Origin of the sequence: Qipengyuania psychrotolerans (assembly GCF_019711355.1) — a bacterium.
Lineage (GTDB): Bacteria > Pseudomonadota > Alphaproteobacteria > Sphingomonadales > Sphingomonadaceae > Qipengyuania > Qipengyuania psychrotolerans.
This window is the reverse complement of sequence record NZ_CP081297.1, coordinates 2,494,706-2,520,172: the sequence shown is the minus strand read 5'-3', so window position 1 is coordinate 2,520,172 and position 25,467 is coordinate 2,494,706. Positions and strand designations below refer to the sequence as shown.

Sequence of the window (25,467 nt, the reverse complement as noted above, 5' to 3'; positions counted from 1 at the left end):
GTCAGATGGCGCCGATATCGAATGCGTCGAGGAGACCTTCGCCGTGCTTGGCGGTCGCCGTGGTCGACTGCGTCAGATCGTCGAGCAGGATTTCGCCGCCGGCTTCCATGTGCGTCATGAAGAATTTCCAGTGACGATAGCTCAGGAAGATGAAGCCGATGCCCAGTGTGAACACTACGAGCAGGACATCGCCGATAAGCAGCTTCACCCAGTCCATCGTCGATGCTTCGAAGCTGAACCGCAAATCGCCCCAGCTCGTTGCGCCGACGACTTCGCGGTAGAATTTGGCGTAGAATGCAACGGCGATCAGTCCCAGGCCGAGGTAGAAGAACAGCACCAGGCCGACAATCATCGCAATTCCGCCAATCGCCGCGCCATCTTCTCCGCCAATTCCATAGCCCGCCAAGGCGCCGGTCGCGCCGGCGACCAGTGCGCCGATGAAGAAGATGAACGGCGACAGGTAGAACAGCAGGAAGCGCGCAAACACATTGGCGCTTTCCGCATTCGCATCGAATTCGTGCGGGCCGAAGCTCATCTTTCTCATGCGCTCGTTCCACAGGCTGGTCATCGACCACGGAAAAAGCAGGCCAATCGTCAGATAACTGACAATGGTCTTCCAGGAGTATGAAAAGCCATAACCGAAGCCCTGATCATTGCTCCCCCCGCGGATCCCGCGCCACCGGGTGCGCGAAAGGCGGTAGCGAAGCGCACGGAACCGGGCGAGGCCGGTCAGGAACAGGATGCCGATAAACAGGGCAAATGTGGAGGCAGCCGCAACGGCTTCGTAGCCGCGCGCGATCAGTGCTTGCTGGACAAAGCTGAACATCGACAGCGGCAAGACGAAGAGAACGAGGACCAGCAGGAAACCGATAAACAGCTCTTTGCCGGTGCCGGTCCATTCAAGCCGTTCATCGACGAAGCGGCTGTGCGCCCACAGATATTGCCGTTCGCGCGTGGTTGCCCAGAAACGGTAAATTCCCAACGTCACGATGGTCAGCAAGAGGTTGGGAAATGCGATCTTCGCGAATTCCTGCCACGTGCCATCGAAACCGAAGGCGCTTTCCGCCTCGATATCAGTCTGTTCCATATTAAGGTTGCGACCCCCCGGTCCTTAAATAATTGAATTGAACACCCGTCGAATTCGCATTCTTCAAAGCGGGGAGGTCACAAGTCAAGCGCGGGTATCAGCCGCGTAGGAATATCTCTTCTATTTGTGTCTCGAAGACATCGGCGATTCGAAACGCCAACGGTAGGGAAGGATCATACCGGCCGGTTTCGATTGCATTGACCGACTGGCGGCTGACTTCGAGCAGGTCGGCGAGATGTTGCTGGCTCCAGTCGCGTTCGGCGCGGAGGATCTTGAGGCGGTTCTTCACAGTGCGCCCCACGAACCGTAACTGATCTTGTTGGATGCCGCGCCCACGAATTGGCCGAAGAACCAGGATACCGCGAACCAGTAGGCATCGATATGCGGCACCACGTTGGATGCCTCGAGAAAACCCCAGATCGTGGCGAAGCTCAGCGCCAGGGCAGTGGCAATCAGTGCCTGCCGGACGATCAGCATGCGCATGAATTCATCGGTCTCCTCGATGATGAGGCGGCCAATTGCCCAGAAGATGCCGATCAGCGCCAGTCCCGGCAGCACCGCCAGTCCGGCGCGCATGGCGATGGGCGGATCGGTATCCTTCAGCACCATGACCTGAAACGCGAAGACCAGCAGATATGCCGAGCTGAAGATCGCGACGCGCTTGATATAGCGGCGCTGCGCCTCGCCCTTCGCCCCGCACGCTGATTTGTTTCCTGCAACCCGCATCGCCTGAAAGAACAGGGCAGCCGGGACAATCATCAAAATCAGCGTAGTCGATGTATTGATCGCGTCGGTCAGCGCCAGGCCCATGACCGCGCCAAATGCCGCGAAGGTCAGGCCGGTCCAGAACGGGACCGATTTCGTGAAACCGGCTTTCTGCTGCGCATTCATGGCCGCACCCGCTTCAGAAGACTGCAGGAACGATCACGATGCAGCCAAGCACCGGGGAACAGGGCGAGGAGGAGAAAGGGCGCAATTTGCGCTGCCTCCTGTGGAACGATGCCGGCCACGGCCAGCAGCGCAATTCCAATGATCGATGCTGCGAGCAACAGGCTTGCGTGGATCTGTTTCATGACAAGTCTCCTTTTCTTGGTGTAAAGGACATTTGTCATATCAATTCTTAGATGTCAAGTGAGCTTTCCAAAGTGGAGCGGGTGCTTGTCATAATTTATCGAGAGACTTGTCATTCTCCTGCCATCCGGCGCAGTCATGGCGTGAGAGAGAGGACTTGCCGCATGACCCAAACCCAGCCGCCTGCAATTTCACCGATACTGCCGCTCGACCGGCGGAACCTGCTCAAGGGCGGGGCGCTCGGTTTGGGTCTGGCGGCAACGCCACTTTCGGCCACAGTCAGCAAGGGTGGTTTCACCCACGGTGTGGCGAGCGGAGAGCCGGGACGGGAGCGGGTGCTGCTGTGGACGCGCTTTGCGGCCGACCGGGAAACCCGTCTCGTGTGGGAAATCAGCGAGACCACGTCGTTTGCGTCCCCTCATGCGGCGGGCGAAACTGTGGCGAGCCCGGCAAATGATGGCTGTGTGAAACCGTGGGTAGAAGACCTCAAACCGGGGCGCTGGTATTACTATCGCTTCGTCGCACCCGGCGGGGAAGTTTCCGACATCGGACGCACCCGCACCTTGCCGGAAGGCCCGACCTCGCGCTGGCGCATGGCGGTGTTTTCCTGTTCGAACATCGGGTTCGGCTGGTTCAACGCATATGCTCATGCCGCCGGTACGAACGAGTTCGACTGCGCCCTGCACCTCGGCGACTATTTCTACGAATATGGTCCCGGCACCTATCCGTCGGAAGGAGAATGGCTGGGCGACCGTGCCTCGCTCGACCCGGCGTCAGAGATCATTGCGCTGGCCGATTACCGGGCGCGCTATGCCCAGTATCGCAGCGATCCGGACCTGAGGCGTCTCCACCAGGTCTATCCGATGATCTGCGGCTGGGACGATCACGAAAGCGCGAACGACAGCTGGAAGGACGGCGCGCAGAACCATCAGCCCGATAGCGAAGGCGAATGGAGTGTGCGCAAGGCCGCGGCAATCCGCGCCTACCGCGAATGGATGCCCGTTTCGGACGCGCCCTGGGCCGCTTATGAAGTCGGCGATCTGGCCACCCTGTTCCGCCTGGAAACGCGGCTGTCGGCCCGCTCCGAGCAATTCGATTACGGCAAGCTGCTGCGCGGGATGACTTCCCCCGAACAGGGTGTCGCAGCGCTGACCGCGTTCCGCGAAGAGACATACCGCGACCCCTCTCGCGAAGTGCTGGGCCAAGACCAGCAGGCCTGGCTGGCTGACGGGCTTATGCGGTCCAGCAAGGGCGGAACGACGTGGCAGGTGCTTGTCCAGCAGGTGTTGATGGGCAAAACGGCCTCGGCAACTTCGCTTACCGACAGCCTGCCCGATGGACTTCCCGATTTCATCATGCGCCGCATTGTGGCGGGCGCCATCGCTTCACGCGCCGGATTGCCGCTGAACATGGATGCGTGGGACGGCTATCCAGCCGCGCGCGAGCGCCTCTACGAGGCCGCGCTTGCCGCCGATGCCAATCTCGTCAGCCTGGCCGGCGACACGCACAATGCGTGGGCTTTCGACCTTGCTCATTGCGATCAGCAGGTTGGCGTGGAATTTGGCGGTCAGTCGGTCAGCTCGCCGGGTTTCGAAGGGTTTCTTCCGCAGATTGCGCCCGATGACGTTGCGGGCGCTCTGGTCCAGCGCAACCCCGAGCTGAAGTGGATGGATTCCGCGCGGCGCGGCTACATGGCGGTCGAACTTACACCCACCCGTGCCACCAGCGAATACCGGTTCCTGTCCAGCGTGCGCGAAAAGGGAGCTGGGGTGGTCGCTACCAAGCGTATCTCTACCCTCGCCGGGGCGCGGACACTCGATATCGGTTGAGCTTTCGGCCCCTCGGCGCTATCTCGTTTCCCATGATGCAAGCTTGCTTCACGGCCACGACTACCACCACCCCGGGTTCCCGGGGGCGGGTGCGCGCGGCCTGACGCAGCGCTCCGCCGCCCGGTTTCGGGCGGTGCGGTGTCAGCCTCCCGAAATCGCAGCTACAGTGACACCGCCCTTCCGGTGCGCGCTCCATTGTGGCAGGGCGCCCGGAAACGAGACGGAATGCGAGTGACATGACGGAACTGCTCAAGATCAGCCTGCCCGATGGTTCGGTGCGTGAAATGGAAGAAGGCTCCACGCCTGCCGATGTCGCGGCCGCTATCGGCCCGGGCCTGGCGAAGGCCGCGATCGCAGCGCGCGTCGACGGCGAACTGCGGGACATCAACCGCCCCTTCGAAGGCGACGCCGAATTGGCGCTGGTCACCGCGCGCGATGAAGACGACGCTCTGGAACTGGCGCGGCATGATTTCGCGCATGTCCTTGCAGAGGCCGTGCAATCGCTGTTCCCCGGAACTCAGATCACGTTCGGCCCGGCCACGGACGACGGCTTTTACTATGACGTGAAAGCCCCCGACACGCGCGACCCGTTCAGCATCGACGATCTTCCTGCGATCGAGGAAGAGATGCGCCGCATCATCAAGGCCGACAAGCCGCTTACGCGCGAGGTCTGGAGCCGCCAGCAGCTGATCGAGAAATGGGAAGCGGACGGCGAAAGCTTCAAGGCCGAGTGGGCCAGGGAGCTTCCCGAGGGCGAAGAGCTGACTGTTTACCGTTCTGGCGAAGACTGGCTCGACATGTGCCGCGGTCCGCACCTTGCCAGCACGGGCAAGCTTGATCCGGACGCTTTCAAGCTGACCCGCGTGGCCGGCGCATACTGGCGCGGCGATCAGAACAATCCGCAGCTGACACGCATCTATGGCACGGGCTGGCTCAACAAGAAGCAATTGAACGCGCACCTCACGCGGCTTGAAGAAGCCGCCAAGCGCGATCACCGCAAGCTGGGCCGCGAAATGGACCTGTTCCATCTGGCCGAAGAGGCACATGGCAGCGTCTTCTGGCATCCCAACGGGTACATGATCTGGCGCGAGTTGGAGGCTTACATGCGCCGCAAGATGGACGCCTCGGGCTATCAGGAAATCAAGACGCCGCAGCTGATGGACGTGCGCCAGTGGGAGCAATCCGGGCACTGGGGCAAATATGCCGAGAACATGTTCGCCGTGCCCGACATGGTGCCCGAAGTGGACGAGCTGGGCGATGGCCCCGCCGCACCTTCGGTCGCACCCGATGCCGACTGGATGGCGATCAAGCCGATGAACTGCCCGGCCCATGTGCTGGTCTTCAAGCAGGGTATCACGTCTTACCGCGACCTGCCGATCCGTCTGGGCGAAATGGGCTGCTGCCACCGCAACGAACCGCATGGCGCGCTGCATGGCCTGATGCGCGTGCGCCAGTTCACGCAGGACGATGCACACATCTTCTGCACGGAAGCCCAGGTGGTCGAAGAAGTCCGCGCCTTCTGCAAGCTGGCGGACAGCGTCTACCGCGACTTTGGTTTCAGCTACCACGTCAAGCTCGCCCTGCGGCCTGAGAAACGGTTCGGCAGCGAATCGGATTGGGACAAGGCCGAGCAGGAACTGCGCGATGCCGTTGCCGAAGCGGGCATGGCGAACGAGGAATATGGCTGGGAAGAGCTGCCCGGCGAAGGCGCGTTTTATGCGCCGAAGCTGGAATGGCACCTGACAGATGCCATCGGCCGCACATGGCAGGTCGGCACGATCCAGGGCGACCGCGTGCTGCCCGACCGCCTCGATGCGACATACATCGGGGAAGACGGCGACAAGCATCGCCCGGTCATGCTGCACCGCGCAATTTTCGGCTCCTACGAACGTTTCATCGGCATCCTGATCGAACATTTCGCAGGCCGCCTGCCTGTATGGCTTGCCCCGACGCAGGCCGTTGTGGCGACCATCATTTCGGACGCCGACGGTTACGCCAATGAAGTAACAGCGAAGCTCAAGGCAGCAGGCATCCGCGTGGAAAGCGATCTGCGCAACGAGAAGATCAACTACAAGGTGCGCGAGCATTCCGTAGCCAAGATCCCGCACCTGCTGGTTGTCGGCATGCGCGAAGCCGAAGAAGGCACGGTCGCGGTCCGCACACTCGGCCAGCAGCACCAGAAGGTGATGCCGCTCGATGAAGCGATCGCCATGCTCAAGGCCGAAGCCACCCCGCCGGATCTGCGCGACTAACGTGGAATAGATGCCGCTGCTCGACGCATTTGACACGGCGCAGATCGCGGCGGCGTTGCTGGCGGCGTTCGGCTCGGCCTTCATTCGCGGGCTGACCGGGTTCGGCATGGCGATCATCCTCGTGCCGATCCTGGCGCTGGCGCTAGTGCCGATCGAGGCGGTCCTGCTCACCAATTTCCTGTCGCTGTTCATCGGCCTGTCGCAAATCCGCCGGCTGGTGCGCGGGGCAGAGCGATCGGCCTGGATCATCGCTGCCCTGGTAGCGGTGGGGGCACCTCTGGGATTGTTTGCCCTGAGCGTGACGGGCATCGATGCCGCGCGGATCGTGATCGCATTCATCGCTTTGTCTGCCTTCGGAGCCGTCCTTCTGCCGCGGCGCGGCGCACTGGCACATGGGCCGGTAACGACAAGCGGCGTTGGCTTGCTGAGCGGGTTGATGACGGGTTACGCGGGAATGCCCGGCCCGCCGGTCGTGCCGTATTATGTCGGCCGCGATATCCCGCGCGAAGTGACCAAGGCTTCGATGATGCTGGTGTTCACTCTCGCGTCTGCGGCGGGCCTCGTGTCGGGCGCGGCGCTGGGCGTGCTCGACTGGCAGCTTCCCTGGCTCGCGGTACTGCTGTTCCCGGCCATCCTGCTGGGCAATTGGGCGGGCGACAAAGCGTCGGGCAGGATCGAAGACCGCGTCTGGCGGCTGTGTGTAGGGCTGGTCCTTGGCGGGGCAGCAATCGCTGCAATGGCGAAAGCTTTCGGATGATCCTAGGCCTAGCTGCCAGCGCGCTGACCCTTGCTGCCGTGACGGCGCTCGTCGCCGGTTTCGTGCGCGGGTTAGCCGGGTTCGGCCTCTCGGTCGTTATGGTGCCAGTGCTGGCACTTACCATTGCGCCGAAAGAGGCGGTGCTGGTTGGCAATGTCTCGCTGTTCCTGATCGGCCTCACCGATATCGGCAGGGTCCGGCGTGAAGCCGACCGGTCAGCGATCCCGGTAACGCTGCTGGCGATTGCCTGTATGCCGCTGGGCCTGTGGGCACTTGTCGCGCTGAGCGCGGATTGGGCGCGTTTGCTGATCGCGCTCGTGTCGCTCGGCGCATTCGTGCTCGTGGTGATCCCGCTGGGCAGGATCGCCATGCCGCGCCATCCTGCGATGGGATTGTCCGGCTTCTTCACCGGCTTTTTCGGCGGTTTTGCGGGGATGCCCGGACCCGGGATGGCACCGTTCTATTTGCGCGGACGGCTGCCCCCACGTGAGGCGCGTGCCTCAATGATGGCGATATTCCTCGTCCTGACGCCGCTGTCCTCCGCGCTGTTTATCGCGCTTGGTGTCGGGGGGTGGCGCGAGGTTGCGTTGGCATTGCTGCTATTCCCGGCGGTCCTTGCCGGCGACCTGCTGGGTCACGCCGCATTTGGCCGCGTTACGGCGCGGCAATGGCAAGTCAGCGTCGCGCTCGTACTCGGCACGGCGGCTGCAGGCGCAGTCTGGAAATTGTTAGTAGGGTAGCGCGGGTCCGGCGAGGATCAGCGCGAGGGCGCAGCCGCTCACGATCACCATCCGCGCGATATCAGCCGCCGGAACGGCCGGGACATGCGTGCGTGCGAGAGCGATAGCTTTTGCCATGGCTCCATTCTCGCGGAGAAATCCTAACGAAGCGTTAAGGTCGCCATCCGGGCGAGGGCATTTGCTGGCTGGCGCAGTGAAAGCCGCCGCCGCCTGCCAGCACGGCATCACCGGGCAGGCCGATGACTGCGCGGTCGGGGAAGAGTTCAGCGATGGCTGCCACGCCATCCGCGTCATGCGGGCTGCCAAATGTCGGCACGGCGACCAGATGGCTGGTGATTGCAAAGTTCACATAGCTGGCTGGTTCGATATGGTCGCCGCTGGACACGAGCCCGGGCGATGGGATTTCGCGCACCGTGACGCCCGCTTGCTCGGCCCGGCGTTTGGCATCGACATAGATTGCCGCATTGGGATCCTCGCTGCCTGTGGCACGCGGAATGACGATCGTATTGGCGGCCACGAAGCGCGCCAGATTGTCGACATGGCCATCGGTATGGTCATTGATCAGCCCGTCGCCCAGCCACAACACGCGGGTAAAGCCGAGATCGCGCCCCAGCCTCCGCTCGATCTGGGTCCGCGACAGTTGCGGATTGCGATTGGGGTTGAGCAGGCATTGCTCAGTCGTGGCGACAAGGCCGGTGCCATCGCCGTCGATTGCGCCGCCTTCCAATATCCAGTCTGCGGTTTCGAGTGGGAGCGCCTCGTCTTTGGCCAGTTCGGCCCCGATGGTCTGGTCGCCTTCCATCAAGTATTTGCCGCCCCAGCCGTTGAAGCCAAACCGCCGCGCGGCCTGTTCACCTTCCCGGTTTGCAACGATCAGCGGTCCGGTATCGCGCAGCCAGACATCGCCGTAGCTGCGTCTTTCCAGCTTCACTCCAGCTGTTACCAATTGCCTGGCGCGGGCCTCATTGGCACCGCCGCGTACCAGCAGGCGCACTTCCTGCCCGCTTTCCGCAACCGCATTGGCAAAGGCAGCAATCTGCTCCTGCGCGCGCGGAAGAACTTCGGGCCATTCCTGCGGATCGTGCGGAAAGCCGATCCACAGCCAGTCTTGCGGGGCCCATTCCGGGGGCATGATCCAGTCGGGCGTGTCGCTCATGCCGCGCGGTTAGGCTCTTGCGGTGTCGTCGCGCAATAAAAAAGGGGACGCAGTGACGCGCCCCCTCCTCGTTTGTGGTTGAAGCTATCAGGCTCCGGGCTGGGTGCCCTTGCCTTTGGCGCCTTCGCCATCGGCCTTCTTCCTGGCTTTCGCTTCGACTTCCTGAACCTGCTCGGCGATGTCTTCCATCACCTCTGCAAGGCGCGGACTGCTGCCTTCAAGAGCCGGTTCCTTGACCAGCCCGCCGAGCGAGGATCCGTCGAGACCCAGCTCCTTCATCAGGCCGTCGAGAACCGGTGCCTGTGCCCGATACGCCAGTGCTGCGCTGACTGCGTCGGTAGCAAGGTTGCCCGAGCCGCCGCCAGCACTTGCCGCGCCGCTTCCAGCGCCCCTGCCGCCGTTCTGGGTAAGACCGTCCACCTGGACGATCTTGATCGAATCGATCGCTTCCATCGGCTTGGCGCTTTCCCGGATGAGTTCCGGCAGGACATTGAGCAGCTGCAGCTTGGTCTGCAGGCTGATCTGGTCCGAGGACAGGATGTTGGCCGCCTCGTTGATCGCCTTCTGACCGGCGGCTTCGACTTCGAAGCGCACGCGGGCAGCTTCGGCACGCAGCTTCTCGGCTTCGGCTTCACCCTGTGCCTCGAGGCGGAGCGCTTCGGCGCGGTTGGCCGCAGCGTCCTTTTCGGCTTCGGCTTCCACCTTGACCGAGATGGCTTCACGTTCGGCCTCCTTCGATGCCTCGATCAGCTGGATGCGCTTGTCACGCTCTGCAATCTCGGTTTCGCGGGATGTCGCAACCTGCTCCTCGGCGGCAACCGCCTTGGCGCGGGCTTCGTCGGCTTCGGCCTTGGCCTGGCTCTCTTCGCGGCTCTTGTTCTGAACTGCGATCTGTTGCTCCTGCCGGGCAATTTCGAGCGCGCGCTGCTGGTCGATCCGCGCCTCTTCCACGAGGCGGTCGGCCTCGATCTGCTGCGCGTCGACCTGCTTCTTGGCTTCGATCCGGGCAGCATCGGCCTCGCGGCTACGCTCGGCCTGCTCGCGGGCGATTTCCGAGGTCTGCTTGGCGCGGCGCATTTCGACTTCGCGCTCTTGCTCGAGGCGGGCATATTCATTGTCGCGGCTGATTTCGAAGCTGCGCGTATCGGCTTCCAGGTTCTTGGTTTCCATCTGGACGCGCGTGTCCTGCTCGATGTCGTTGCGCAGTTTCTTGCGCGCCTCGATCTGCTCGGTCAGCTTGGTGAGACCTTCGGCATCGAAGGCGTTGTTGGCGTTGAAGTGCTCGATGCTGGTTTGGTCGAGACCGGTAAGCGAGACCGATTCCAGTTCCAGGCCGTTCATGGCGAGGTCGTTGGAGGACACTTGCTGAACCTTCTGGACGAAGTCGGCACGCTGTTCGTGCAGCTCGTTCATGGTCATGCCCGCAGCGACAGAGCGCAGCGCGTCGACGAACTTGCCTTCGACGAGGTCCTTGAGCATTTCAGGCTGCATCGTGCGCTGGCCAAGCGTTTGCGCGGCCATGGCGATTGCATCACCGTCCGGCTTCACGCGAACATAGAATTCTGCCTTCACGTCGATCCGCAGGCGGTCGAGCGTAATCAGAGCCTCTCCATCCCGGCGCACCACGGGCAGTACCAGCGTGTTCATATTGACCGGCATGGTCTCGTGGAACACGGGCAGGACCAATGCGCCGCCATTCATGACAACTTTTTCCCCGCCGACACCGGTCCGCACGAATGCGACTTCCTTCGAAGCTCGGCGGTACAGTTTTGCCAGGAACAGCCCGATTGCCAGAATGCCGATGATAACTGCGCCAGCCATCACCAGCGTGTTTGATAGAATGTCCATTTCCTCTCCTTCTTATTTTGTCATGGGCGACAGGCGGCGTTCGGCCAGCGCGGTCGCGTAAAATGTGTTTCCATCGCGGCGGACGAGCAGAATTTCGTCCCCTGCGTGGAATTCGCTGTCTGCTTCGTGCGGTTCGACCATCACGTGGTGGGGCTGGCCATGAATATCCTTGACCCGGGCCCGTGCAGGCGAACCGCTACGCGAAACACCATCAGTGATCACCGCGCGGCGTCCGACCAGCGAGGCCGTGCTGACCGCAGTGGTTTCGTCCTGAGGCACAATGCGCCCCAGCGGGCGGGCAAGAACGCCTGTTACCGGTAGCGCGCCAGCCCCGGCGAACAGGGCGGCGAGCCAGGGATAGAGCGGCGCGCCAATTAGGCTATCCGACAATTCCTGTATGCTTACCCCGATAGCCGCGAACGACAGCAGGAACACGATCAGCCAGATCGTGAAAGGTATCCGCCCAAGACCGAGCAGCGTTAGCAGCCCGTCGACCGGACCGGCACTGATTGCACCGTCGCCGCCCTCGTCGAGATCGAAATCGATATCGAGAAAGCCGAGCAACTGGATCACGAACACACCCAGCATCAGCGCGAGCGCGCCTGCGAATGGCAAATTGTACGGCTCCAGCAATGTCATGATCCCCCCTTTAAAATGCGCAAAACGCCGCGCTCTCAGCCGAGGCCGAAAGCGTATCGTGCTACTGTTTTATCCATGTCATTCACCTAGCAGAAAGGTCCCGAAAAAGCGAGGGAAATCGGATTTCGCTTGTACGATTTTTCCCGTTTCTACGGGCCTTTGACTTGAATCCCGGCTGTTTCGTCTTGGCCGGTAGTGAGCTTTGCTGCGCGGTCTCTTGGGGCCTAGTCTAATTCGGCACGTCAGCGGCTATCGTGACTTGGAGTGCAGTTAAGGCAAGTCTGTACCGCAGGGACCAAAATGGACACCCTATGGCTTTCCCCGCGCTCGGTCAGGACGCGGCTGGCGTCAATTTGACTGGCAGCGTCTTCAACCCGCCCACGAATGTCGATTTCGCGCGGCGCGGCTCTCCAGCAAGCTCGATGCTCTCGATCCGGTCGAGCAGGGTTTCGAACAATATCCGCATTTCCAGCCGCGCAAGGTGCAGGCCCAGGCACTGGTGCGCTCCGGCGCCGAAAGCGAGATGGCGGTTCGGGCTGCGGCTTGCATCGAAGCGGCGCGGATCGTCGAATTGCGCGGGATCGTGGTTGGCGGCGACGTAATTCATCATCAGCCAATCGCCTTCCGCTATCGGCTGACCGCCAACTTCGGTGTCGTGTGCGGCCGTGCGCATGAAATGCTGGACCGGACTGGTCCAGCGGATCGCTTCTTCAACGATGCCGGGTAACAGCGAGCGGTCGGCCTTCACCCTTGACCACTGCTCCGGGTCATTGGCGAGCGCGAGCATCGCGCCAGCAGTGCTCGCGCTGGTCGTGTCATGGCCTGCCGCGGCAACGATGATGTAATAGCCCATCATGTCGCGGTCGTTCAGCGGTTCGCCGTCCACGACTGCGTTGGCGATAGTGCTGGCAACATCGCCTGTCGGATTGGCACGCTTTTCCGCCGTGATCTTGGCGAAATAGGCTTCGAAATCCTTCACCGCTCCCGCGACGATCATGGTCACCTGTTCGGGTGTCATGTCCTTCATTCCGGACTGGTTCAATTCTTCGTCCTGTCCGCCAAACATCTGCTGGGTAAGCATCAGCATGCGCGGCTCGTCCTCTTCCGGCACACCAAGGATCTGCATCACCACGTGGAGCGGGTAGGGCTGCGACACGAGCTTGCAGAAGTCAGCGGTCTCGCCGCCTTGGGCTGCACTGAGCAGACGGTCCACCGTGTCGCTTGCAATTCCGCGGATTTCATCTTCGAGGCCGCGCAGGTTCTTGGGCATGAACCAGTCCTGCGTCAGCTTGCGGTACTTCATGTGAACCGGCGCATCGAAGGTCACCAGGCTGGCGACCATATGTTCGCTCCCGCCAGAGAACTGCTTCGCAAACTCGATGCCCTCGGTCAGGCTAAAAACGACCGAGCGCGGGTTGTTGAGGAAGGTCGCATTGTCCTTCGAAATGCGCATCACGTCATCATAGCGTGTCACCAGCCAGAACGGAGGGTGTTGCCCCTCGGGCGCTTCGACCAAAGCAACGGGGTTTTCCTCGCGCAGGCGGTCGAACGTGTCGAGCAAGGTGCCCCATTCGGCGTAACTTGCGGGAGAGATCACTTCATAGGCAGTGTCGGGATCGAGGCGGGGCTTCTCCTGCGTGGCCATCATGCCTGCTCCGTCTCTATCTCGGCCAGCCTGGCGTATTCGTCGCGCAGTTCGCGCTTGTATAGTTTGCCATTGGCTTCGCGCGGCAGTTCGGGCCGGAAATCAAACAGCTTGGGCATCTTGATCTTGGCAAGCTGCGGTTCGAGGTAGTCGCGCAGTTCGGCTTCCAATGCCTCTCCGGCTTCGGCCATGTCCATCGGTTGGACCACGGCGACGACCTTCTCGCCGAAATCGGGGCAGGGCGCACCGATCACGGCCGCATCCATGACCTTGTAATGCGTGACCAGCAGGTTTTCGATCTCTTGCGGATAGATATTCACGCCGCCCGATATGATCATGTGGCTCTTGCGGTCGGTGAGGTAGAGGAAGCCGTCTTCGTCCACATGTCCAATGTCGCCCAGCGTCATCCACCCCTTGGGGTGCATGGCATCCGCGGTTTTTTCCGGATCGTTGTGATAGGTCGGGATATTCTCGTTTTCGAAATACAGCAGGCCATCGGTCTGCGCCGGGACTTCCTCGCCGCTTTCGTCGCAAACGTGCAGTGTGCCATGGATCGCCTTGCCGACACTGCCCGGGTGCGTCAGCCAGTCTTCGCTTTTGATCAGCGTCATGCCGATGCCTTCGCTGCCGGCATAATATTCGATGATGATCGGCCCCCACCATTCGATCATTTCGCGCTTCACCGGAACGGGGCAAGGCGCGGCTGCGTGGATCGCGCGGGCATGGGTCGACAGATCGTATTTCGTGCGCACCGATGGATCGAGCTTGAGCATGCGGACAAAATGGGTGGGCACCCACTGACTGTCGGTAATGCCGTACTTTTCGATGGCGGCCAGCGCGGCTTCGGGATCGAACTTTTCCATCACCACGATTGTCGCGCCGACACGGTGCGCCGTGGTGCACCAGCCCAGCGGTGCGGCATGATACAACGGCGCCGGTGAGAGGTAGACCATCGACCCGTCAGCAGGCCAGCCTGCGCCCATCACGGCAAGGCCGACCAGCGGGGTTACCGCAAGAACATCGTCGTTTTCGGGCGGAGCAGGGCGGATACCCTTGGGCCGGCCCGTCGTGCCGCTGGAGTAGAGCATGTACTGCCCGGGAGCTTGATCCGGGATCGGCCCGGCGGGCTGGTCAGCGAGCGCGCTTTCGAGGCTTTCGTCTCCCTCACCGCCGACCAACAGCAAGGGAATGTCGGCGCAATCCGCGCGAATACCGGCCAGCACATCGTCGAAGGCATGCGAAGTGACCAGCAGCTTCGCACTGGCATCCTTCAGGATGTAGCAAATTTCGGGTGCAGTCAGGCGGGTGGAGATCGGGACCATCATCGTCCCGGCGCGCTGCGCGCCCCATACGATCTGGAGGTACTCAGCGTTGTTTTCCATCAGCACCGCGAAATGATCGCCGCGTTTCAATCCGCGGGCGCGCAGCAGGTGGGCAAAGCGATTGGCATAGGCATCCATCTCGCCGTAGGTCACCGTCTTGCCGCTGCCGGCCATTATGATGGCGGGATGGTCCGGGCGTGACTGGGCATGGGTGATGGGGTGCATAGTGGCCTCTCTCAGTGCTGGCGGTCCATTGATTGGACTCGTCCGGTTGCGCAAAGAAACCTACCTGCCTGTGGCCAGTGGGCAAGAAAAAAGGCGCCGGTTTGATCCGGCGCCTACTTGCGACCCTTAAGGCCCTGTCTGATCAGATTGCGATCTTATTCTTCACCGCCACCCTGGCCGCCTTCGCCGACAGCAAGAGCGAAAGCCTGCTGAGCGGACGATTCGACCATGTACGGAACCGGGTTCACGGCCTCGCCGTCGATGCGGACTTCATAGTGAAGGTGCGGTCCGGTCGAACGGCCGGTCGAACCGACATAGCCGATAAGCTGGCCCTTCTTGACCTTCGCGCCGTCCAGAACCGCAATGCTCGACATGTGTGCGTAGCGCGTCTGGATGCGAGCACCGTGTTCGATCGAAACGAACTTGCCGTAGCTTGAGAAACGTTCGGCCTTGCTGACGACACCGTCGGCGGTGGCGTAGATCGGCGTGCCGGTCGGGGCTGCAAGATCGACGCCCTTGTGACCCATGCGGCGGCGCAGCACCGGGTGGGTGCGCATGCCATAGTCACTGGTCAGGCGCGCATCTTCAAGCGGCATGCGCGAAGGCACGGCCACTTGCGGGGCAATCGCCGAAAATGTGTTGTCCTGCGGGTTTTCCCAGCGAGCAAACAGTTCGGTGAACTGTTCGTCGGCTTCGCCTGCGCCTTCGGAGGTTACCTTCGACACGTCGATGGCACCGACCGCTGCTGCTGCGGTGTTCGTTTCCGCGTGAGCTGGTGCGGCTGCGATGCTCATGCCAGCGGCAAACATCATAGCTGCAATTGTGCTGCGCTTGGAAATCATTGCTAAACCCGTCCATCGGGCGCTTTTTGCGCCCTTTTCTTTCTGACCGAGTGGGTAATCCCTTCCCCGCTCGATCAAGTTTTTAATTCTCGCCGGAACCCCCCGGCATCTCGTGAGTTTGGGTTATCGGTGTAAATCTTAATCAAGCAATAGCGCCGTAGAACTCTCGCGATAGACCGGCAGCCGAACGCGCCGAGTCGTTAAATGGCGGCTTCAGACCTCCCGAAAAATGCGTTGTCACTAATTTCTGCCATGATTCTGGCGGGTTCTGACCGCGATTCTCGCACACCCTACAAAAGTGCTTGGCGCCAAAGGCGACATGCCGAATTTCATCGTCAAGGATTCGCTGCAGAATACGAACGCCATTTTGATCGCCTTGCGAGCGCACACGCTCCAGCATGGCAGGTGTGACGTCGAGCCCGCGTGCTTCCAGAACCATGGGCACAATGGCCAGCCGGGCCGCGACGTCATGCGCGGTGTCCTGAGATGCGCCCCACAGTCCGTCATGGGCAGGCAGAGCGCCGTAAAACGAACCCATGGACACCAGTTTGCGCTCGATAAGTGCGAAATGCATCGCTTCGTCGGCTGCGACTGACAAAAAGTCCGAAACGAATTCCTCGCCCATCTGCTCGCCGAAGCGGCCAGCCATGTCGAGCGCCAGGTCGATCGCGACGAATTCGATATGCGCCAATGCGTGCCACAGTGCGATCCGGCCCTTCTCGGAGCCGCCGCGCCCACGCCGGGGCATATTCTGCGGTGCGGCCAGTTGCAGTTCGGCGGGCCAGGTAGGGCGCGCGGGCATCGCTGTCCCGAACGAGAATTCCAACCGGCCCAGCCGCCAGTCTCGCGCAACCTGCCGCGCAGCGAAAACCTTGGCGGACTTCTCGCCGGTCGAGAGTACGTCGTGGATGGCGCTGGAAACGGATCGGCGGAGTGACGTCATGCGGAGCGAGCTGCCTCCAGCACCTCGTCCACATGGCCTTTCACGCGCACCTTGGGCCATTTGCGCAGGATTTTGCCGTCCTCTCCGATCAGGAAGGTCGAGCGGATCATCCCCATGTAGGTGCGCCCGTAATTCATCTTTTCGCCCCAGACGCCGAGCGTGTCGGACAGGCCGCCTTCTTCCGCATCGGTGGCTAGATCGACGCTGAGATCATGCTTCGCGATGAAGTTCTGGTGTTTCTTGGGCGAATCCTTGCTGACGCCAAGCAGGCGGGTGCCCGCTTTCTCGAATTCGGATTTCATCGCGCTGAAGTCCTTGGCTTCGGTGGTGCAGCCCGGGGTGTTGTCCTTGGGATAGAAGAAGATCACCGCCTTCGAGCCTGCCAGATCGGCCTTGGTCACGGTTCCGCCATCGGGCGTTTCCATCGTGAAATCGGGGAAAGCATCGCCCGGTTCGAAACTGCTCATTCGTCCATCTCCAGTGTTTGTCCAAAGACATCCTGCCAGCATGCCGCGACCTCGCTCCGCGCATCGCCCAGGCTGGCCTTCAGCGCCTTGAAATCCGCAGCCCGGCACAGCCTCGCCAGAATTGCTTTTTGCGGTCCGGCAGGAATCGCAAGGTCGGGTGCGAGGAGCCGCGTACCCACCAGCAGGCGGGTCATCAAGTCATGCGCTTCGCCCAGGCCTTCAGGAAGCAATCCCTCATCAATCAATTGGGCAATCGCGTGGTCAAGCCGCGGCGTCAGCGCCGTGCCGTCGCGCAATTGCAGGTAATGCACCACGAACTCCAGATCGACCAATCCGCCGCGCAGCAATTTGACGTCAAGCGGGCCGCGAGGATGTTTATATGCCGCCATCTCGCTGCGCATTTTCATGACGTCGGTTTGCAGGGCCTGGCGGTCGCGCGTGCGGCACAGGACCTCGCGCAGCCCGCTCTCGATCTGGACGCGCGCTTGATCGTTTCCGGTGAGCGCCCTTGCCCTGATCAGGGCCATGTGTTCCCAGGTCCAAGCGTCCTCCGCCTGATAGCGCAGGAAGCTGTCCAGGCTGACGGCAAGCGGTCCCTGTGCGCCTTGCGGCCGCAGGCGCGTGTCGACTTCGTATAGTGCGCCCTCCGCCGTCGGAACGGATAGTGCGGCGCTTACACGCTGGGCCAGGCGATTAAAATAAAGGGTGGCTCCCAGGGGCCGTGCTCCATCCGACTCGCCCTCGTGACTGCCAGTGAAGACGTAAACGATGTCGAGGTCGGAGGCGTGGGTTAGCAATCCTCCGCCGAGCCGGCCCAAACCCAGGACTATGAGCTCGCTGCCTTCGATCCGTCCGTGCCGGGCGGCAAACTCCTCTTCGGCAGCGTGCTGTGCTGTCTCGATTGCCGCTTCCGCAGTGCGCGACAGGGCCGCGGCGATTTCCAGCGGATCATGCGCGGTTTCGATCAACTGAACGCCCAGCGCAAAGCGAATCTCTCCGGTCACAATCCGGATGCGGTCCAGCTTGTCTTCGTAAGTATCGCCGCGCTCACCGCGCTGCATGGCTGCAGTAAGTTCTTCGCGGCTTCCCGGCAGGTCCAGCGCGCTGCGGTCGATCAGGGCGTCCACCAGTTCCGGCCTCATCGCGATTGCGTTGGCCAGCGGCGGGGCGAGAGTAAGCGCATCTGCGAGCAATTGGAAAAGCCCTGGCCTGGCTTCGAGCAAGCGGAACAGGTTGATCGCGCTTGTCAGCCGGGACAGCAAGGTTTCCCACCGCGCCACTGCACTTTCAGGTTTGGTCGCCGATGCGAGCGAATCCAGCAGCGGCTCCTGTATGGCCTCGAAAGCGGACAGGGCTGCGGTGCTGCGCAGCGGAGCAAAGCGCCCGTCGGTCCATGCTTTCACGCGGGCTTCAAGTTCCGGCGACAATGCCGCCCTGGCTTCGGCCGGCCCGACGTGCGGACTGTCGGAAGGCACCGATACCTCGTCTTCCGCCAGGAGGGCGTCATATCGCTGCGCCGCGGGAGCGGTCAGGCCGGTGATGTGCTTCAGCCATACTGCGCCGTCTGCATAACCGTCCAGCTTCGCCGCATTATCGAGCGCCTCCCCGGAAGGCAGCGTATGGGTCTGGCGGTCGGCCACCATCTGCAGGCGGTGTTCTATGCGGCGCAGGCCATCATAGGATTCGCCCAGAGCCTCGGCATCGGCCGGAAGGATATGTTCTGCCTTGGCCAGCGCGTCGAGCGCCCCTCGGGTGTGCTTGTGCCTCAGGTCGGGATTGCGTCCGCCATGGATGAGCTGGTGGGTCTGGGCGAAGAATTCGATTTCCCGAATTCCGCCGCGGCCCAGTTTCACGTTGTACTCCGGTGCCGGTGCCGCCGGTCCGCTCTGCTGTTCGCGGATCCGCCGGGTCAGCTGGCGAACCGCGTCGATTGCGCCGAAATCGAGGCTGCGGCGCCAGACGAACGGCCGGATCTGGTCGAGGAATTCTTCGCCGGCCGCGATGTCGCCTGCGCAGGCACGCGCCCGGATGTAGGCCGCGCGCTCCCATGCCAGCGCCGAGCTTTCATAATGCGTGATCGCAGCCAGCACCGGAATGGCGAGCGGCGTGACTTCCGCTGCGGGCCTCAGGCGGAGGTCGACGCGAAACACGTAACCCTCGCTCGTGACCTCGGACAACAAGCGCACGATATCGCGGGCGTAGCGCTGTGCGGCTTCGCCCGGCTCGTCGCGGTCCCTGCGCGCCAGACGATCCGGATCGTACAGCAGGATGGGGTCGATATCGGAGGAATAATTAAGTTCGCCTGCGCCGTGTTTGCCGAGCGCGAGGGCGATCATGCCTTCGCAGCCAGCCCCTTCGACCCGGCGGCTAATTGCCGCTTCGATTGCCCGGTGCATGGCGCGATCCGCAAATAGCGATAGTTCGCGCATGACCTTGTCCAGGTCGAATGCGCCGGCCAGATCGCCAATGGCCAGCACTGTGGCGAGCGCCCGTTTCTCGCGCCGCAGGGCCACGGCGGTATCGGAGATGCCCTGTCCGGCAGATTTGGCGCGGCTCAGCGCGGCATCGCCGTATCCCTCTGCCAGCAATCCGGCCAGTTCCGGCCATAGTTCCAGCCCCCGCGCCAGATAGGGTGCATGAGAGCGTGCTCTTGCGAGCGCATCGGTCCAGTCGGCAGGCATCGGCAGCGGTGTGCCCTTGGTGATAGCTGCGCGCAAGCTTGCCCTGCCGCGCAAGCGCTGCAACAAGCGCGCGTCACGAATTCCCAAGAGAGGTTGCCAAGACAATGATCCGTACAAGCCTGACCGCCGCAGGAGCCTTGCTGCTCGCTGCGTGCACTGCCGGCGGCGAGGACCCGGCCACCACCGGCCTCGATATTCCCGAAATCGCCGCCACCGAAATTTCCGAAACCACGATGAAGGAAATTACCGAAGCGCTGTCTTCGGATGAATTCGAGGGCCGCATGCCCGGCACTATTGGCGAGGAAAAGACTGTTGCCCTGCTGACCGAACGATTTGCCGCTGCTGGCCTGGAGCCGGGCAACAACGGATCCTGGGTGCAGGAAGTGCCGCTGGTCGAAATAACCGGCAGGGATTATTCGCCGCTCACCATCTCGGGCAAGGGCACCGACATGGCGCTGGAATACGGCAGAGACTGGGTCGGCGTTTCCTACCGCGAAGATGCCAAGACCAGCCTTGAGGATAGCGAACTCGTCTTCGTCGGTTACGGCATCAACGCGCCGGAGCGCGGCTGGAATGATTACAAAGGCGTGGACATGGCCGGCAAGACCGCCGTCATCCTCGTCAATGATCCCGACTTTGGTACCGAGAGCCTCGAAGGTCCGTTCGGCGGCAAGGCGATGACCTATTATGGCCGCTGGACCTACAAGTATGAAGAAGCTGCACGCCAGGGCGCAGCCGGGGCCATCATCATTCACGATACCGAACCGGCTTCTTACGGCTGGAACGTCGTTGAAAGCAGCTGGTCGGGCCCGCAAGCCTATGCCCAGCGCGGGGAAGATGCTCCGCCGCTGACGATCATGAACGGCTGGGTGCAGAACGAAGTCGGCAAGAACATCCTTGAAGCAGCCGGTCAGGATCCGGCCAAGCTGTTCGCGGCTGCCAAGAAAAAGGGTTTCGCGCCTGTTTCGCTCGGCCTGACCGCTTCGACCAGTTTCTCCAACGATATCCGCAAATTCGCATCGCAGAACGTCATCGGCATCTTGCCCGGCTCGGAAGTGCCGGACGAATATGTCATTCACACCGCGCACTGGGACCATCTTGGCCGCTGTACCGCAGCGCCAGATGGCGATGATATCTGCAATGGCGCGGTCGACAATGCCACGGGCACCGCAGCGCTGGTTGCCCTTGCCGAAGCACACGCCAAGGCCGGTCCGGCCCGCCGCACGCTGGTTTTCCTGGCCGTTACGGCAGAGGAATCGGGCCTGCTGGGCGCGGACTATTACGCGGCAAATCCGGTCTTCCCGCTCGACCAGACAGTCGGCGGGATCAACATGGATGCGTTCCTGATTGCCGGACCCAGCAAGGATGTGACCGTGGTTGGTCCGGGCAAGTCCCAGCTCGACCAGTTCCTTGAAGCTGCGCTGACGGCGGATGGCCGGGTGTCGACGCCCAATCCCAACCCGGAAGCCGGTTATTACTATCGCAGCGATCATTTCGCCTTCGCCAAGCGCGGTGTGCCGATGCTCTATGTCGATGGCGGTGAAGACCTGGTGGATGGCGGCACCGAAGCTGGCGCAGCAGTTGCACTCGACTACCGCGAAAATCGCTACCACGGGCCCAAGGACGAATACGATCCGAACTGGGACTGGTCCGGCGTCATGGCCGACCTGCAGCTGTTCTACCGCCTCGGCCGGATGCTGGGCATGAGCACCAGCTGGCCCAACTGGAACGAGGGTGACGAGTTCAAGGCAACGCGCGACGAAACTTGCACGGCGGCCGAAACCGGCTGCTGACAGCTTGGTTCGAGCAAAAAACGGGCCGGTCTGCCATTGCGGCGGACCGGCCCTTTTCTTGTCTGGTTAGTTTATTTCCTCAGCGGGCAAGAAGGCGTTCGGCAATGGCGCGCACTTCGGCGCCCATGTCTTCGCGCGCCAGCGCCAGCGCCAGCGTGGCTTCGACGAAGCCGGTCTTGCTGCCGCAGTCATAGCGATTGCCCGCAAAGGTGACCGCATGGAATGGCTGGTTGCCGATCATGCGCGCCATCGCATCGGTGAGCTGGATCTCGCCGCCTGCACCCTTGCCCTGATTCTCGAGCGTCCGCATGACTTCGGGCTGCAGGATATAGCGGCCCGAAATGATCTTGTTCGACGGCGCTTCTGCTCTCGGAGGTTTTTCCACCAATCCGGTGACTTCGGTGAGCGTATCGGAAATTTGCGCGCCCGGCGCGATGACGCCGTAGCTGGATACCTCTTCCTCTGGCACCTCGAGCACCGAGATCAGGTTTCCGCCGACTTCGTTATAGGCCTCGACCATCTGCTTCATGCAGCCCGGCTCGCCCACCATCAGTTCGTCGGGCAGCAGAATTGCAAAGGGCTCGTCCCCGACGATCGCGCGGGCGCACCAGATGGCATGACCAAGGCCGAGAGGCACCTGCTGGCGGACGGTGATGATATCGCCCGGCGTGGCGCGGGTCGCGTCCAGAACGCTCATGTCCTTGCCGCGCTCTGCCATCGTGGTTTCGAGTTCGAAGGCGACATCGAAATGCTCGACAATCGCGGTCTTGCCGCGCCCCGTGACGAAAATGATCTGCTCGATCCCCGCCTCGCGCGCTTCGTCCACGGCATATTGGATCAAGGGGCGGTCCACGATCGGCAGTAATTCCTTCGGGATCGCCTTGGTGGCGGGAAGAAACCGCGTGCCGAGGCCGGCGACGGGAAAGACTGCTTTTTTGATGGGTTTATGCTGGGTCATGGGGCCGGGATTAGGTCTGCCTGCGGAACAGGTCAATCGATTGGCGGTTGAGCCAGCATTCGGCGGGGGTACTGACAGGCGCGTGATGCTTGCCAGCGCTTCTGCGAACGTTAAAGCAGGGGCTCATGGACAAACTTATCGTACGCGGCGGCAATCGCCTATCCGGCACCATTCCGATTTCAGGCGCAAAGAACGCAGCTTTGACGCTGATTCCCTGCGCGCTTTTAACCGAAGAAGCGGTCACGCTGCGCAATCTGCCGCGGCTTGCCGACATCGACGGCTTCCAGCATTTGATGACGCAGTTCGGGGTGAGCCACACCATTCCCGGCAAGCGGCCCGAAGATTTCGGCCGCAACGTAACGCTCGAAGCGATGCGCATCACCAGTTCGACCGCTCCTTATGACTTGGTGCGAAAGATGCGCGCCTCTATCCTGGTGCTCGGCCCGTTGCTGGCCCGCACCGGCGAGGCGACCGTCTCCCTTCCCGGCGGTTGTGCCATCGGCAATCGTCCGATCGATCTTCATTTGAAAGCCCTGGAAGCGTTCGGCGCGCACATTGAAATGGCGCAGGGCTATGTCCGTGCAATGGCACCCGATGGCGGTCTTCCCGGCGGCGAGTTTGACTTTCCCGTGGTCTCGGTCGGTGCGACCGAAAATGCCCTCATGGCAGCAGTGCTGTGCAACGGCACCAGCATCCTGCGCAATGCCGCGCGTGAGCCTGAGATCGTCGATTTGTGCAATCTGCTTGTCGCCATGGGCGCACAGATCGAGGATATCGGATCGTCCGAAATCACCATCCACGGCGTGAAGAAGCTCCATGGCGCTACCTACCGTGTCATGCCCGACCGGATCGAAGCAGGGTCCTATGCCTGCGCGGCGGCGATCACCGGCGGCGAAGTCATGCTGAGCGGCGCAGATGCGGGCGACATGGGCTCTACCCTGCATGCGCTCCGCAACATCGGCGTCGAAGTCGAGACATCGAAGGAAGGCGTACATATCGCGGCCAATGGCCCGCTCAAGGCGCACAACCTCACGACGGCACCTTTCCCGGGCCTCGCCACGGACATGCAGGCGCAGCTGATGAGCCTGCTCTGCAAGGCCGAAGGCACCAGCGTGCTGAAGGAAACGATCTTCGAAAACCGCTTCATGCATGTGCCTGAGCTGATTCGCATGGGCGCCAATATCGAAACGGCTGGCCGCACCGCAATCGTGCGCGGGCCGGTCGATCTGACCGGCGCTGAAGTCATGGCGACCGATCTGCGCGCTTCGATGAGCCTCGTGATCGCGGGCCTCGCGGCAAAGGGCGAGACGACCGTGCGCCGTCTTTACCACCTCGATCGCGGCTACGAGCGCCTCGAAGAGAAGCTACAACTAGTTGGCGCGGATATCGAACGGGTCGGCGACGATTGATGGCCCGGGCGGTTTGGCTTCTCCCAGCCTTGCTGCTGGCGAGTTGCGAAACCGTTCCGATCACTGAAGACTCGGTGCAATTGACGGTGCTGGGCCCGCCAATCGCCGCGGAGGAAACGGGCCAAAAGTTCATTTATCAACGCCCCCGCGTGCCAGAAGGCATGCCAGACGACGCCAGCACTGCCGGTTTGCGTGCCCAAGGCTGGTCGATGCTCGGACGCGAAGATCGCGGTGCAGCTCTGGGGGGAGCTGAGTACCGGGAGAAGGCTTGCGAGCCGCTCCCCGAATCTCCGGCGGGTCTGGATGCGATCGCCGACCACATAGCGAAGCGTGCCGCCGACCACCGAATCGTCATCATCAACGAAAGCCATATCGTCACCAGGACGAGAGAGCTAGCCCGCATGCTCCTGCCCCGACTGCGCGCGATCGGCTTCACGGTCCTCTCAGCGGAAGCCTTCAGCAGTTCGAAGGACAGTTTGGCCCCCAAGGCCGAGTATTTCGAAAACGGCTGGCCGCATTATCAGCTTGGATATTATTCGCGTGAACCGGCATTCGGACGGCTTGTCAGGGACGCGCTCACCCTTGATTATCGCCTGGCAACTCACGAGCAGTGGCATGATCCCAATGCTTCCCCAGAAGCAGATGTGAATCTATCCATCGCAAACCGTGAAGAGGCCCAAGCGCGCAATCTCATGACAGTTTTGGACGGGATGGGCTCCGACGAACGCCTGCTTGTTCATGTCGGCTATTCCCATGCTCGCGAAACGGCGATTACTCGGGATGATGGCACGAAGACCGAATGGATGGCCGCACGGCTGAAGAACTATACCGGCCTCGACCCACTCACAATCACGCAGACGCAATGTCGCAAAGCTTCCGGTGCCGCGCGCCTCGCCCAGACGCGCTCGCGGATTGAGGGGGCATTCGATATCGTCGTGGACCATCCGGTTGATACATTCGAGCAAGGCCGCGCCGCGTGGCGAACCCAGCGCGGTGATCTGCTCGTTCCAATTCCGGCTACGTTGCGGCCCGTGTCCGCACCCCTGGTGATCGAAGCTTTTTCTGAAGGCGGACCGCAAGACGCTGTCCCCATGGACCGGGTCTTCGCCGAGCCGGGCGAAGATATCGCCCTGTCATTGCCTCCCGGTAGATATTACGTGCGCGCGGTGCGACTGGACGAATACTAGCTGAGGACCTTTCGCGTTTCTTGTCCGTTGGATGGATAAGAAACAGATTTGAAAGGTAACACCATGATCCTCAAGCTCGCAGCACTCAGTGCACTCGGTTATGCCGGGTACAAGTATTACGAAAAGAACCAGCGCGACCAGAATGGCGTCGCTTTCGCAAAAGGGCAGCCGGAAGGTTCATTCCGCAATGCCGGTGCCGAAGCGACTGCATCCAAGGGCGACACAATGAGCACGACTGACGAAGCGCTCGACGAAACATTTCCGGCCAGCGACGCGACCGCGAAATACTGATCAGTCGGTCAGATCATCTTTGAGGGCGGTGGGAGCGATCTCGCCGCCCTTTTCTTGTCTGGCCGCCAGTTCATGGGTGGCCAGCCAGACGCGTATCGCGCCGGCAAGGCCGGGCGGCGTCTCGCTCCGAATGCGGTCGGCATCGATACTGGCTACCAGAGTATTCACAGCCAATCCGCGCCGCGCTGCGGCATGGCGCAGCAAATCCCAGAACACCGGCTCGAGGCTGACCGACGTGCGGTGACCTTCGATGCGGACCGAGTATTTTTTCGGAGGGTGGTAAGGGGTGCTCATAAGTCGCTGATATAAAGGCTTTGGGAAGACC

General features: G+C 61.9%; 24 protein-coding genes. 8 read left to right on the top strand and 16 right to left on the bottom strand.

The window, feature by feature from the left end; translation table 11 throughout:
• Position 1: 1 nt before the first annotated feature.
• The 4 genes from K3166_RS12240 to K3166_RS12225 all read right to left on the bottom strand — a co-directional run bounded on the left by K3166_RS12240 (position 2) and on the right by K3166_RS12225 (position 2,160).
• Complete coding sequence (locus tag K3166_RS12240) at positions 2-1,087, bottom strand: YjgN family protein (protein ID WP_221422483.1); 1,086 nt, start codon at positions 1,085-1,087, stop codon at positions 2-4.
• 97 nt (positions 1,088-1,184) lie between these two features.
• A complete protein-coding gene (locus tag K3166_RS12235) occupies positions 1,185-1,376 on the bottom strand; it encodes a helix-turn-helix transcriptional regulator (RefSeq protein WP_221422482.1) in 192 nt (63 codons plus the stop codon).
• Positions 1,373-1,978 (bottom strand): hypothetical protein, encoded by a 606-nt coding sequence (locus tag K3166_RS12230; RefSeq protein WP_221422481.1) that lies wholly within the window; start codon positions 1,976-1,978, stop codon positions 1,373-1,375. The genes K3166_RS12235 and K3166_RS12230 overlap by 4 nt, the downstream gene beginning before the upstream one ends.
• The gene (locus K3166_RS12225; protein ID WP_221422480.1) at positions 1,975-2,160 is read right to left on the bottom strand and encodes a hypothetical protein; all 186 of its coding nucleotides are present in this window, start codon (positions 2,158-2,160) and stop codon (positions 1,975-1,977) included. The genes K3166_RS12230 and K3166_RS12225 overlap by 4 nt, the downstream gene beginning before the upstream one ends.
• A 162-nt stretch (positions 2,161-2,322) precedes the next feature.
• On the opposite strand from K3166_RS12225, the gene K3166_RS12220 reads away from it, so the two are divergent.
• The 4 genes from K3166_RS12220 (at position 2,323) to K3166_RS12205 (ending at position 7,736) form a co-directional block, all read left to right on the top strand.
• Positions 2,323-3,987 carry an alkaline phosphatase D family protein gene (locus tag K3166_RS12220; protein ID WP_221422479.1) on the top strand — a complete coding sequence of 555 codons (1,665 nt, stop codon included), beginning with the start codon at positions 2,323-2,325 and terminating at the stop codon, positions 3,985-3,987.
• Positions 3,988-4,223: 236 nt separating this feature from the next.
• Positions 4,224-6,239 carry a threonine--tRNA ligase gene (gene thrS, locus K3166_RS12215; RefSeq protein ID WP_221422478.1) on the top strand — a complete coding sequence of 672 codons (2,016 nt, stop codon included), beginning with the start codon at positions 4,224-4,226 and terminating at the stop codon, positions 6,237-6,239.
• A gap of 10 nt (positions 6,240-6,249) precedes the next feature.
• Positions 6,250-6,996, top strand: coding sequence for a sulfite exporter TauE/SafE family protein (locus tag K3166_RS12210; RefSeq protein WP_221422477.1), 747 nt, complete (start codon positions 6,250-6,252; stop codon positions 6,994-6,996).
• Positions 6,993-7,736, top strand: a complete 744-nt coding sequence (locus K3166_RS12205; protein WP_247714646.1) for a sulfite exporter TauE/SafE family protein — start codon at positions 6,993-6,995, stop codon at positions 7,734-7,736. The genes K3166_RS12210 and K3166_RS12205 overlap by 4 nt, the downstream gene beginning before the upstream one ends.
• Here the strand turns inward: K3166_RS12205 and K3166_RS13525 are convergent.
• The 10 genes from K3166_RS13525 to glnE all read right to left on the bottom strand — a co-directional run bounded on the left by K3166_RS13525 (position 7,725) and on the right by glnE (position 19,504).
• Complete coding sequence (locus K3166_RS13525) at positions 7,725-7,853, bottom strand: hypothetical protein (protein WP_282098799.1); 129 nt, start codon at positions 7,851-7,853, stop codon at positions 7,725-7,727. The genes K3166_RS12205 and K3166_RS13525 overlap by 12 nt on opposite strands.
• 34 nt (positions 7,854-7,887) lie before the next feature.
• Positions 7,888-8,892, bottom strand: a complete 1,005-nt coding sequence (locus tag K3166_RS12200; protein ID WP_221422476.1) for an agmatine deiminase family protein — start codon at positions 8,890-8,892, stop codon at positions 7,888-7,890.
• Between the two features lie 87 nt (positions 8,893-8,979).
• Entirely contained in the window at positions 8,980-10,713 is a 1,734-nt protein-coding gene (locus K3166_RS12195; protein ID WP_425594583.1) for a flotillin family protein, read from the bottom strand.
• Positions 10,714-10,752: 39 nt separating this feature from the next.
• Positions 10,753-11,379: a YqiJ family protein gene (locus K3166_RS12190; RefSeq protein ID WP_221422474.1), complete on the bottom strand. Its 627-nt coding sequence runs from the start codon at positions 11,377-11,379 to the stop codon at positions 10,753-10,755.
• Positions 11,380-11,710: 331 nt separating this feature from the next.
• Positions 11,711-13,024 (bottom strand): cytochrome P450, encoded by a 1,314-nt coding sequence (locus K3166_RS12185; protein WP_221424105.1) that lies wholly within the window; start codon positions 13,022-13,024, stop codon positions 11,711-11,713.
• Positions 13,024-14,571 carry an acyl-CoA synthetase gene (locus K3166_RS12180; protein WP_221422473.1) on the bottom strand — a complete coding sequence of 516 codons (1,548 nt, stop codon included), beginning with the start codon at positions 14,569-14,571 and terminating at the stop codon, positions 13,024-13,026. Before K3166_RS12180 ends, K3166_RS12185 begins: the two co-directional genes overlap by 1 nt.
• A 155-nt stretch (positions 14,572-14,726) precedes the next feature.
• On the bottom strand, positions 14,727-15,365 hold the full coding sequence (locus K3166_RS12175; RefSeq protein ID WP_247714645.1) for a M23 family metallopeptidase: 639 nt from the start codon (positions 15,363-15,365) through the stop codon (positions 14,727-14,729).
• Positions 15,366-15,555: 190 nt separating this feature from the next.
• The gene (locus tag K3166_RS12170; RefSeq protein ID WP_221422471.1) at positions 15,556-16,356 is read right to left on the bottom strand and encodes a ferritin-like domain-containing protein; all 801 of its coding nucleotides are present in this window, start codon (positions 16,354-16,356) and stop codon (positions 15,556-15,558) included.
• Positions 16,353-16,823, bottom strand: coding sequence for a peroxiredoxin (locus K3166_RS12165; protein WP_221422470.1), 471 nt, complete (start codon positions 16,821-16,823; stop codon positions 16,353-16,355). Before K3166_RS12165 ends, K3166_RS12170 begins: the two co-directional genes overlap by 4 nt.
• Positions 16,820-19,504: a bifunctional [glutamate--ammonia ligase]-adenylyl-L-tyrosine phosphorylase/[glutamate--ammonia-ligase] adenylyltransferase gene (glnE, locus tag K3166_RS12160; RefSeq protein WP_221424104.1), complete on the bottom strand. Its 2,685-nt coding sequence runs from the start codon at positions 19,502-19,504 to the stop codon at positions 16,820-16,822. The genes K3166_RS12165 and glnE overlap by 4 nt, the downstream gene beginning before the upstream one ends.
• A gap of 104 nt (positions 19,505-19,608) precedes the next feature.
• Here glnE and K3166_RS12155 point away from each other — a divergent pair, with 104 nt between their 5' ends.
• A complete protein-coding gene (locus K3166_RS12155; RefSeq protein ID WP_221422469.1) occupies positions 19,609-21,297 on the top strand; it encodes a M28 family metallopeptidase in 1,689 nt (562 codons plus the stop codon).
• A gap of 79 nt (positions 21,298-21,376) precedes the next feature.
• On the opposite strand, the gene galU is transcribed toward K3166_RS12155, so the two are convergent.
• A complete protein-coding gene (gene galU / locus K3166_RS12150; protein WP_221422468.1) occupies positions 21,377-22,255 on the bottom strand; it encodes a UTP--glucose-1-phosphate uridylyltransferase GalU in 879 nt (292 codons plus the stop codon).
• A gap of 125 nt (positions 22,256-22,380) precedes the next feature.
• Between galU and murA the strand changes: the two genes are divergently transcribed.
• The 3 genes from murA to K3166_RS12135 all read left to right on the top strand — a co-directional run bounded on the left by murA (position 22,381) and on the right by K3166_RS12135 (position 25,142).
• Positions 22,381-23,664 (top strand): UDP-N-acetylglucosamine 1-carboxyvinyltransferase, encoded by a 1,284-nt coding sequence (gene murA / locus K3166_RS12145; RefSeq protein ID WP_221422467.1) that lies wholly within the window; start codon positions 22,381-22,383, stop codon positions 23,662-23,664.
• Between the two features lie 161 nt (positions 23,665-23,825).
• The gene (locus tag K3166_RS12140; protein ID WP_221422466.1) at positions 23,826-24,851 is read left to right on the top strand and encodes a hypothetical protein; all 1,026 of its coding nucleotides are present in this window, start codon (positions 23,826-23,828) and stop codon (positions 24,849-24,851) included.
• Between the two features lie 63 nt (positions 24,852-24,914).
• On the top strand, positions 24,915-25,142 hold the full coding sequence (locus tag K3166_RS12135; RefSeq protein WP_221422465.1) for a hypothetical protein: 228 nt from the start codon (positions 24,915-24,917) through the stop codon (positions 25,140-25,142).
• On the opposite strand, the gene K3166_RS12130 is transcribed toward K3166_RS12135, so the two are convergent.
• Entirely contained in the window at positions 25,143-25,436 is a 294-nt protein-coding gene (locus tag K3166_RS12130; protein ID WP_221422464.1) for a ribbon-helix-helix domain-containing protein, read from the bottom strand.
• Positions 25,437-25,467 lie beyond the last annotated feature (31 nt).

Excerpts from the sequence above, each read along its gene's own strand:
- K3166_RS12240 (WP_221422483.1), bottom strand. The coding sequence starts at position 1,087 with ATGGAACAGACTGATATCGAGGCGGAAAGCGCCTTCGGTTTCGATGGC.
- K3166_RS12230 (WP_221422481.1), bottom strand. The coding sequence starts at position 1,978 with ATGAATGCGCAGCAGAAAGCCGGTTTCACGAAATCGGTCCCGTTCTGG.
- K3166_RS12225 (WP_221422480.1), bottom strand. The coding sequence starts at position 2,160 with ATGAAACAGATCCACGCAAGCCTGTTGCTCGCAGCATCGATCATTGGA.
- K3166_RS12220 (WP_221422479.1), top strand. The coding sequence starts at position 2,323 with ATGACCCAAACCCAGCCGCCTGCAATTTCACCGATACTGCCGCTCGAC.
- thrS (WP_221422478.1), top strand. The coding sequence starts at position 4,224 with ATGACGGAACTGCTCAAGATCAGCCTGCCCGATGGTTCGGTGCGTGAA.
- K3166_RS12210 (WP_221422477.1), top strand. The coding sequence starts at position 6,250 with ATGCCGCTGCTCGACGCATTTGACACGGCGCAGATCGCGGCGGCGTTG.
- K3166_RS12205 (WP_247714646.1), top strand. The coding sequence starts at position 6,993 with ATGATCCTAGGCCTAGCTGCCAGCGCGCTGACCCTTGCTGCCGTGACG.
- K3166_RS13525 (WP_282098799.1), bottom strand. The coding sequence starts at position 7,853 with ATGGCAAAAGCTATCGCTCTCGCACGCACGCATGTCCCGGCCGTTCCG.
- K3166_RS12200 (WP_221422476.1), bottom strand. The coding sequence starts at position 8,892 with ATGAGCGACACGCCCGACTGGATCATGCCCCCGGAATGGGCCCCGCAA.
- K3166_RS12195 (WP_425594583.1), bottom strand. The coding sequence starts at position 10,713 with ATGGCTGGCGCAGTTATCATCGGCATTCTGGCAATCGGGCTGTTCCTG.
- K3166_RS12190 (WP_221422474.1), bottom strand. The coding sequence starts at position 11,379 with ATGACATTGCTGGAGCCGTACAATTTGCCATTCGCAGGCGCGCTCGCG.
- K3166_RS12185 (WP_221424105.1), bottom strand. The coding sequence starts at position 13,024 with ATGGCCACGCAGGAGAAGCCCCGCCTCGATCCCGACACTGCCTATGAA.
- K3166_RS12180 (WP_221422473.1), bottom strand. The coding sequence starts at position 14,571 with ATGCACCCCATCACCCATGCCCAGTCACGCCCGGACCATCCCGCCATC.
- K3166_RS12175 (WP_247714645.1), bottom strand. The coding sequence starts at position 15,365 with ATGAGCATCGCAGCCGCACCAGCTCACGCGGAAACGAACACCGCAGCA.
- K3166_RS12170 (WP_221422471.1), bottom strand. The coding sequence starts at position 16,356 with ATGACGTCACTCCGCCGATCCGTTTCCAGCGCCATCCACGACGTACTC.
- K3166_RS12165 (WP_221422470.1), bottom strand. The coding sequence starts at position 16,823 with ATGAGCAGTTTCGAACCGGGCGATGCTTTCCCCGATTTCACGATGGAA.
- glnE (WP_221424104.1), bottom strand. The coding sequence starts at position 19,504 with ATGCCTGCCGACTGGACCGATGCGCTCGCAAGAGCACGCTCTCATGCA.
- K3166_RS12155 (WP_221422469.1), top strand. The coding sequence starts at position 19,609 with ATGATCCGTACAAGCCTGACCGCCGCAGGAGCCTTGCTGCTCGCTGCG.
- galU (WP_221422468.1), bottom strand. The coding sequence starts at position 22,255 with ATGACCCAGCATAAACCCATCAAAAAAGCAGTCTTTCCCGTCGCCGGC.
- murA (WP_221422467.1), top strand. The coding sequence starts at position 22,381 with ATGGACAAACTTATCGTACGCGGCGGCAATCGCCTATCCGGCACCATT.
- K3166_RS12140 (WP_221422466.1), top strand. The coding sequence starts at position 23,826 with ATGCCAGACGACGCCAGCACTGCCGGTTTGCGTGCCCAAGGCTGGTCG.
- K3166_RS12135 (WP_221422465.1), top strand. The coding sequence starts at position 24,915 with ATGATCCTCAAGCTCGCAGCACTCAGTGCACTCGGTTATGCCGGGTAC.
- K3166_RS12130 (WP_221422464.1), bottom strand. The coding sequence starts at position 25,436 with ATGAGCACCCCTTACCACCCTCCGAAAAAATACTCGGTCCGCATCGAA.